The sequence below is a fragment of the Nocardia transvalensis NBRC 15921 genome, from assembly GCF_000308875.1.
Lineage (GTDB): Bacteria > Actinomycetota > Actinomycetes > Mycobacteriales > Mycobacteriaceae > Nocardia > Nocardia transvalensis.
Genome location: NZ_BAGL01000019.1, coordinates 101,379 through 108,960, shown reverse-complemented (window position 1 = coordinate 108,960; position 7,582 = coordinate 101,379). Strand labels below are relative to the sequence as shown.

The following is a 7,582-nucleotide window of genomic DNA, read 5'->3' as shown; positions in this document are numbered from 1 at the left end:
AGCTGACTAAAATGTCCGACCCTCACACGGGGGGTGAAGATCGGAACCAAAAAATAATTGGCACTGACATTCATCGACACACTATTGAGTTCTCAAAGAACACACGCACCAACAATCTCACGGGAGTGACCCCGGTCGATCGGCTGGGCAACTTGAACAGCTTAGCTCGACCCGGAACGCGAAACCAAATCCGCATCCCCTGCCGAACCAGTGTGATCGTCAGGCGCTCATCGTCCAACCTCGTGTCCCGGGCCTTTCGGTCCGGGTCGGTGTCCGTGTCGCTCTGACTCGGAATAAGTTACGTGTCGGTGGAATCGATGTCAAATCGCCTGTTCAGAGGGGGTTTCCCGATCAGGCGACGCGTTGCACGTCCGCGCCCAGCCCGGTCAGGTTCTCCACGAACTCCGGATATCCGCGGTCGATGTGGAACACGTCGTGCACCTCGGTCACGCCGTCGGCGACCAGACCCGCGAGCACCAGGCCCGCGCCGGCGCGAATATCCGACGACCACACCGGCGCGCTCGACAGTCGCGGGATGCCGCGGACCACCGCGTGATGACCGTCCGTCCGGGCATCGGCGCCGAGGCGGATCATCTCCTCCACGAACCGGAACCGCGCCTCGAAGACGTTTTCGGTGATCATCGAGGTGCCGTCGGCGATCGCCGCCAGTCCGATGGCCATCGGCTGCAGGTCGGTCGGGAATCCGGGGAAGGGCAGCGTCGAGAAGTTCACCGCGCGCGGGCGCTCGGCCTGCACCACCCGGAAACCGTCCGGTTCGAACGAGATTCGCGCACCGGCCGAGCGCAACTTGTCCAGGACCAGCGACAGATGCTTGGGATTGATCCCCGTCACCCGGACGTCGCCCAACGTCATGGCGGCGGCGATACCCCAGGTGGCGGCGACGATGCGGTCGCCGATCACGCGGTGGGTGGCCGGCGAGAGCTTGCGGACGCCGTCGATGGTCAGCACCGAGGTGCCGGCGCCGCTGATCCGCGCGCCCATCCGGGTCAGCATCGTGCAGAGGTCGACGATCTCCGGCTCGCGCGCGGCGTTGTCGATGACCGTCTCCCCCTCGGCAAGGACCGCGGCCATCAGGATGTTCTCGGTGGCGCCGACCGACGGGAAGTCCAGGCGGATGCGCGCGCCCTGCAACTCGTCGGCGCGGGCGACCAGGCATCCGTGCTCGATTTCGCTGGTCGCGCCCAGCAGTCGCAGACCCGTCTGGTGCATATCGAGCGGGCGGGATCCGATCGCGTCGCCGCCGGGCAGGGCCACCACCGCCCGCTTGCACCGGGCCATCAGCGGTCCGAGCACGCAGACCGAGGCCCGGAACTGGGTCACCGCAGGGAAATCCGCGTGGTACTTCGGTTCCGTGGGGGTGGTGATGGTGACCACGGAGCCGTCGACCCCGACGTCGCAACCGAGTCCGCGCAGGACCTCGGCCATCAGCGGCACGTCCAGGATGTCGGGGCAGTTCGTGATCGTCGTCGTGCCCTCCGCGAGCAGCGCGGCGGCCATCAGCTTGAGCACGCTGTTCTTGGCACCACCGACCGCCACCTCGCCGGCGAGCCGACTGCCCCCGGTTACCAGAAACCGTTCACTCACGGGGGTCAGCCTAGTGGGCCGGGCGATCGATGGTGGCCAGTCCATAGGGGCGTCGCCGAGACGATACGGTCGCGCAACCCTCGTCGCCCCTGGCAGAGCGATCGCAACCGAGCGCAATTCCCTTGCCTGTGAACAGGTTTGGCGTAATTGTGATCCGGCCTCGGTGACCCCGTCCGGCGGCGCGAAGGGTCCCGGAGGTCGCGGGCCGTCGGATATGCTAGACCGATTTGTCCGATTCCGCACTGCCGCCGCCCGGGCGCCACAGGACGTCGCCGTCCGGGTTCGCGACCCGGCCGAGGATGAACAGCAAATCCGACAGGCGATTCAGATACTTCGCGGGCAGCACCGAGGTGTCGTCCGGATGCGCGTCCACGGCGGCCCACGCAGACCGTTCGGTACGTCGCGCTACGGTGCGCGCGGTGTGCAGGAGCGCGGCCAGCGGGGTGCCGCCGGGCAGGATGAACGAATTCAGCGGCGACAGATCGGCATTGAACTCGTCACACCACCCCTCGAGGCGATCGATGTAGTCCTGGGTGATGCGCAGCGGCGGATACTTCGGCTCGGCGACCACCGGCGTGGACAGATCGGCGCCGGCGTCGAACAGATCGTTCTGCACCTGCCGCAACACCTGCGCTATCTCAGGACTCGGTGCGCCCAGCGCGATCGCGACACCGATCGCGGCATTGGTCTCGTCGCAGTCCGCATAGGCCACCAGGCGCGGATCCGTCTTGGACACCCGGGAGAAGTCACTCAGCCCGGTGGTGCCGTCGTCGCCGGTACGGGTGTAGATCCGAGTCAGGTGCACGCTCACACATCCACCCTAACGTCGGGTGCGGCGAATCACCTGCGGCGGCGGATGCGTTCCGAGGGGCGGGACTCCACCCAGGAGAGGAAGGCGGCCAAGGCGCCGCGGTCGAGGGCGAGTTCGTAGCTGCCGTCGCTGTCGGAGACCGCGATCACGATGATGTCGTCGGTCATGATGTCGTATTCGTCGCCGACCGGGCCGCGGCGATCGACCACCTCGATGGTCAGGCGGCGGATGGTGGCGTCGGCGCCCAGTTTGAGGCTGGTCAGTTTGAAGAAGACCAGGCGGTCTTCGTCGTAGCGGATCAGGCCGTGCCGCCAGCCCTGGCCGCCCTTGGCGGGAAGCACCCGCAGGATGGCCGCCGTCCCGCCGCGGCGCAACATGACGAAGCGGTAGACGGACACCAGCGCCAGGCCGACGAGCAGCAGCACCAGAATGATCAGAAACACCATCCCGGTCCGCAATCCGAGTCCGTCCCTTCGCCTTTGCCCCTGTGCTGTTACAGGCGCCGTGCCATCCCGAGCAACGCCACCGTTGGGGCGAGTCTACAAACCGTCCCGTTTCGCGGTGCGCCGGGTACACCACCGTCATCGGACGAATCGGGCAGTAGCTGGCACCGTGCGGACCGAGGCACGGAAAGGGTGTGGCCCACAGCGTAATCGGAGTGAGCACGCGGGGCTCGTAATCGGCGGAACCGATCGCCGAGCCCCGCGTCGGGGTCGGGTCAGCCCATACTGAACGGCTCGCCCCACACGGTGATGATGCTCTCGCCGGCGTCGGTCGCCACGTCCGCCATCGTGAACGCCCGCGCCTGGGCGTACCCGCCGCAGCCGTTGACCGCGAAGGTCTCGTCGGTCCAGCTGACGCTCGCGTGCGAACCCTTCACCGTCGGATGCTTCTTGTGAATCTCGTTGCCGTAGTCGTCCGGCTGCTCGATATCCAGGAGGTAGCGGGTGACCGCCTGTCCGGGGGCAACGGTGAGCGTTTCGGTAGCCCCGATCGACGGTGCCGGCGCCAACCCGCCATTGCTGCCCGCCTGTGTACCCGCTGTATCCGATTCGTCCGTACCGAGTGACGCGATATCCACCTGGCACCCGACCACATATCCCGGATTCAGCTGAATTCCCGCCGAGGACGCGCCCGGCCCGGAAACATCGGCGACCACACGGCCGGTCGTCCAGACATTACGGTGCAGCGGAGTCGCGCCCATCGAGCCGCTGATCCGCGCCGATTCACCCTGAATCGACAGCTCGACCACGGTCCCGTCGCCCAGCGTGCGAGTGATCGAACCGCCGTTCAGCGGAACGAAAGTATCGGCATTCGCGGCGCCCGACGAACACAATCCCAGCCCGACGGTCACGGCGACCATCAGACCCGCCGCCCGGCCGCACCGCACTGCATTACTGCGAATCATGCGCATTCCCTTCATCAGCCGATACTGAACGGCTGTCCGTAGAGGGTGACCTTGTGATAATCGGGACCGATGACCTCGACGACGGCGAAACTGCGGGCCTGCGCATATCCGGCACAACCCTGCACATCCATCGGCACGTCCTGGTAATTCAGGTAGTACTGCCCGGATTTCGTCATGTCCTTGTTGTTGATCTGCACCCATTTCACCTCGCCGGGGCTGATCGGGAACGACAATCCGGCCGCCACCGACGGGGTCTGCGACAGCGTCACGCCCAGGGACGGCCCGAACGTACCCAGCGCGACCTGGCAACCGACGAGATATCCGACGGTGAGTCCCGACGAACCGTGCGTCGACGAGTTGTTGGTGCCCGGATCGTTCGTCGCGCCGTTGTTCGGCCCGACCGTGCCCTCCGGAGTTTCGATATCCACGGTGAAGTCGCCACTGACCCACGTGGTGCGGCCGGCGCCATTGGATGCCAGCGACGGCGAAATGACCGCGTGCTCACGCTTACTCGAGATTTTCACGCCCGGGCCCTCGATATACCCGTCCGGCAGGGGCACGAATGTATCGGCCCGCGCCGCTCCGGGCGACCACAGCCCGAGCGCCGTCATGACAATTGCCGCGGCGACGCCGAAACGCACGAGCCACCGCGGACCCATTCCCTGGTACGTGTTCATCCACCCCTCGCTCATCGTGGCGAGGCCGCCCTGTACTGCCGATGGCGACCACGCTTGCGCCAACCAGTAAGTGCTGAGGTAATGCTTGGTACTTCAGGTGAAGCCGAAAGCCATGAAATAGCCGAAAGAGCATTCGGCGAGTTCGGTCCAGATCAGACCGTTGCTAGATGTTAACAGCGAAGGCCCCCGGGGCAATTCCCCGGGGGCCTTCGTCGGAAATTCGGCGCGAAATCAGGCCTTGACGGCCTCCACCGCGCGGACCTGCCCGCGCGCGATGCTCTGCGCTTGCTCGGAGGCATTCGGATCGGCCAGCACCGCTCGCGCGGCATCGATGTCGACATCGCCCGCGAATTCCGCCGTTTCGGCGAGAATACGCACCGACGTCGCGGTCACCGAGAAGAAGCCGCCGTGCACCGCGGCGACGATGCGCTCGCCCTCGGTGCTGTCGATGACCACGGTGCCGCCCTCGACCAGCTGGCCGAGCAGCGGCTCGTGGCCGTGCAGAATACCGATCTGACCCTCGGTGGTCTCGGCGATGACGAAACTCGCCTGGCCCGACCACAGCCGCCGTTCGATGGCGACCAGATCAACTGACATATCCGCCATGGTGGACTACTTCCCGGCGATCTTCTTCGCGGCCGCCTCGACGTCGTCCAGGCCACCGCAGGAGTTGAACGCCTGCTCCGGCAGGTGGTCGAATTCGCCCTTGCAGACCCGGTCGAAGTCGTCGACGGTTTGCTCCAGCGGCACGACCGAACCCGGCTGACCGGTGAACTTCTCGGCCACGATGAAGTTCTGGCCGAGGAACTTCTCCAGACGACGGGCGCGGCCGACGAGGACCTTGTCCTCCTCGGAGAGCTCGTCCATGCCGAGGATGGCGATGATGTCCTGCAGTTCCTTGTACTTCTGCAGGATGCGCTTCACCTCGTTGGCCACCGCGAAGTGCCGGTCGCCCACGATGGACGCTTCGAGGATCCGGCTCGTCGAGGTCAGCGGGTCGACGGCGGGGTAGATGCCCTTCTGCGAGATCGGGCGGGAGAGCTCGGTCGTCGCGTCCAGGTGGGCGAAGGTGGTCGCCGGCGCCGGGTCGGTGTAGTCGTCGGCGGGCACGTAGATCGCCTGCATCGAGGTGATCGAACGGCCGCGGGTCGAGGTGATCCGCTCCTGCAGCTGACCCATCTCGTCGGCCAGGGTCGGCTGGTAACCGACGGCGGAGGGCATGCGGCCCAGCAGCGTCGACACCTCGGAACCGGCCTGGGTGAAACGGAAGATGTTGTCGATGAACAGCAGCACGTCCTGGCCCTGCACATCGCGGAAGTACTCCGCCATGGTCAGTGCGGACAGGGCCACGCGCATACGCGTCCCCGGCGGCTCGTCCATCTGGCCGAAGACGAGGGCGGTGTCCTGGAGGACGCCCATCTCCTCCATCTCCAGGTGGAGGTCGGTGCCCTCACGGGTCCGCTCGCCGACGCCCGCGAACACCGAGGTGCCGGAGAACTCGCGCGCGATACGGGTGATCATCTCCTGGATCAGCACGGTCTTGCCGACACCGGCGCCACCGAACAGGCCGATCTTGCCACCCTTCACGTACGGGGTGAGCAGGTCGAGGACCTTGACGCCGGTCTCCAGGATCTCGGTCTTGCCCTCGAGCTGGTCGAACGGCGGCGGCTCGCGGTGGATGCCCCACTGCTCGCCGTCGCGGCCGGTGCCCGGCGCGTCCAGGCAGTCGCCCAGCGCGTTGAACACGTGGCCCTTGACGACGTCGCCGACCGGCACCGAGATCGGCTTGCCGGTGTCGGTGACCTGCGCGCCGCGGGTCAGGCCGTCGGTCGGCTGCATCGAGATGGTGCGCACGATGTTGTCGCCCAGGTGCTGCGCGACCTCGAGGGTCAGGGTCTTGGCCACGGACGCCAGGGAGACCTCGGCGTGCAGGGCGTTGTACAGCTCGGGGATGGCGCCGCGGGGGAACTCGACGTCCACGACGGGGCCGATGACGCGGGCAACGCGGCCTGTGCCAGCGCCCGCCCGACTGGTGTTTTCTGCAGTAACTGCTGCGGTCATTGGTTCTCTTCCTGAGTGGGCTCGGGCTCAGTCGCCCGTGGCTGCCAGCGCGTTCGCGCCGCCGACGATTTCACTGATTTCCTGCGTGATGTTGGCCTGCCGGATCGAGTTCGCCTGGCGGGTCAGGTTGTTCACCAGATCCGTGGCGTTGTCCGTGGCGGCCTTCATCGCGGTGCGGCGCGCGGCCGACTCCGACGCCGCGGCCTCGAGCAGCGACGAGTAGATCCGGGTGTTCACGTACTTCGGCAGCAGCGCGCCGAGCAACGTGTCCGCGTCGGGCTCGAACTCGTACTGCGCGGTGACGTTCGCGTCGGGGCTGTCCGAGACGAAATCCTCACCGAGTTCGTAGTTCTCGTCCACGAAGCTCACCTGGATCGGCGCCAGCCGGCGCACCTCCGGCACCTGCGACAGCATCGACACGAACCGCGTGTAGACGATGTGGATCTCGTCCACGCCCGCGATGGTGCCGGTGCCGTCGACCGTCGGCACCTCGCCCTCGGCGCCGGCCATGAAGGCCTGCACGAGGTGGTTGCACGCGGCGGAGGCGTCGGTGTAGTGCGGCTGCTGCGAGAAGCCGACCCACGCCCCGTTGGTCTGGCGACCGCGGAAGGTGTAGTAGGTCAGCCCTTTCGCACCCATCACGTAGAGGACCGGTTCCTTGCCCTCGGAGTGCAGCGTGGTCATCAGCTCCTCGGCGCGCTTGAGCACGTTGGAGTTGTAGCCACCGGCCATGCCGCGGTCGCTGGTGATGACCAGCACCGCGGCGCGACTGGGGTTGGACCGCTCGGTCAGCAGCGGGTGCGTGAGATTCGTCGAGGCGCCGGCCAGTTCGCCGAGCACCTTCGTGATCTCCTCCGCGTACGGCTTCGCGGCGGCCACCCGGGCCTGGGCCTTGGTGATGCGCGAGGTCGCGATCAGCTCCTGGGCCTTGGTGATCTTCTTGATCGAACTCACACTGCGAATGCGGGAGCGCAGTTCGCGGATGCTAGCCATTCGTCACTCCCTTCATTCGCTCTTCGA

General features: G+C 66.6%; 8 protein-coding genes. All 8 read right to left on the bottom strand.

Features of this window, described 5'->3' with window-relative positions:
- Positions 1–351 precede the first annotated feature (351 nt).
- The gene (murA, locus tag ON41_RS07935) at positions 352–1,605 is read right to left on the bottom strand and encodes a UDP-N-acetylglucosamine 1-carboxyvinyltransferase (protein ID WP_040746463.1); all 1,254 of its coding nucleotides are present in this window, start codon (positions 1,603–1,605) and stop codon (positions 352–354) included.
- A gap of 217 nt (positions 1,606–1,822) precedes the next feature.
- Positions 1,823–2,416 carry a cob(I)yrinic acid a,c-diamide adenosyltransferase gene (locus ON41_RS07930; protein ID WP_040746462.1) on the bottom strand — a complete coding sequence of 198 codons (594 nt, stop codon included), beginning with the start codon at positions 2,414–2,416 and terminating at the stop codon, positions 1,823–1,825.
- A 29-nt stretch (positions 2,417–2,445) separates the two neighbouring features.
- Positions 2,446–2,862 (bottom strand): DUF2550 domain-containing protein, encoded by a 417-nt coding sequence (locus ON41_RS07925; protein WP_040746461.1) that lies wholly within the window; start codon positions 2,860–2,862, stop codon positions 2,446–2,448.
- A 272-nt stretch (positions 2,863–3,134) separates the two neighbouring features.
- On the bottom strand, positions 3,135–3,824 hold the full coding sequence (locus ON41_RS07920; protein ID WP_040746502.1) for an MspA family porin: 690 nt from the start codon (positions 3,822–3,824) through the stop codon (positions 3,135–3,137).
- 14 nt (positions 3,825–3,838) lie between these two features.
- Positions 3,839–4,501 (bottom strand): MspA family porin, encoded by a 663-nt coding sequence (locus tag ON41_RS07915; protein ID WP_246460995.1) that lies wholly within the window; start codon positions 4,499–4,501, stop codon positions 3,839–3,841.
- Positions 4,502–4,732: 231 nt separating this feature from the next.
- Positions 4,733–5,107, bottom strand: a complete 375-nt coding sequence (locus ON41_RS07910; protein ID WP_040746459.1) for a F0F1 ATP synthase subunit epsilon — start codon at positions 5,105–5,107, stop codon at positions 4,733–4,735.
- A gap of 6 nt (positions 5,108–5,113) precedes the next feature.
- Entirely contained in the window at positions 5,114–6,562 is a 1,449-nt protein-coding gene (gene atpD, locus ON41_RS07905; protein WP_040746457.1) for a F0F1 ATP synthase subunit beta, read from the bottom strand.
- Positions 6,563–6,589: 27 nt separating this feature from the next.
- Positions 6,590–7,555 (bottom strand): F0F1 ATP synthase subunit gamma, encoded by a 966-nt coding sequence (locus ON41_RS07900; protein ID WP_040746456.1) that lies wholly within the window; start codon positions 7,553–7,555, stop codon positions 6,590–6,592.
- Positions 7,556–7,582: the final 27 nt, after the last annotated feature.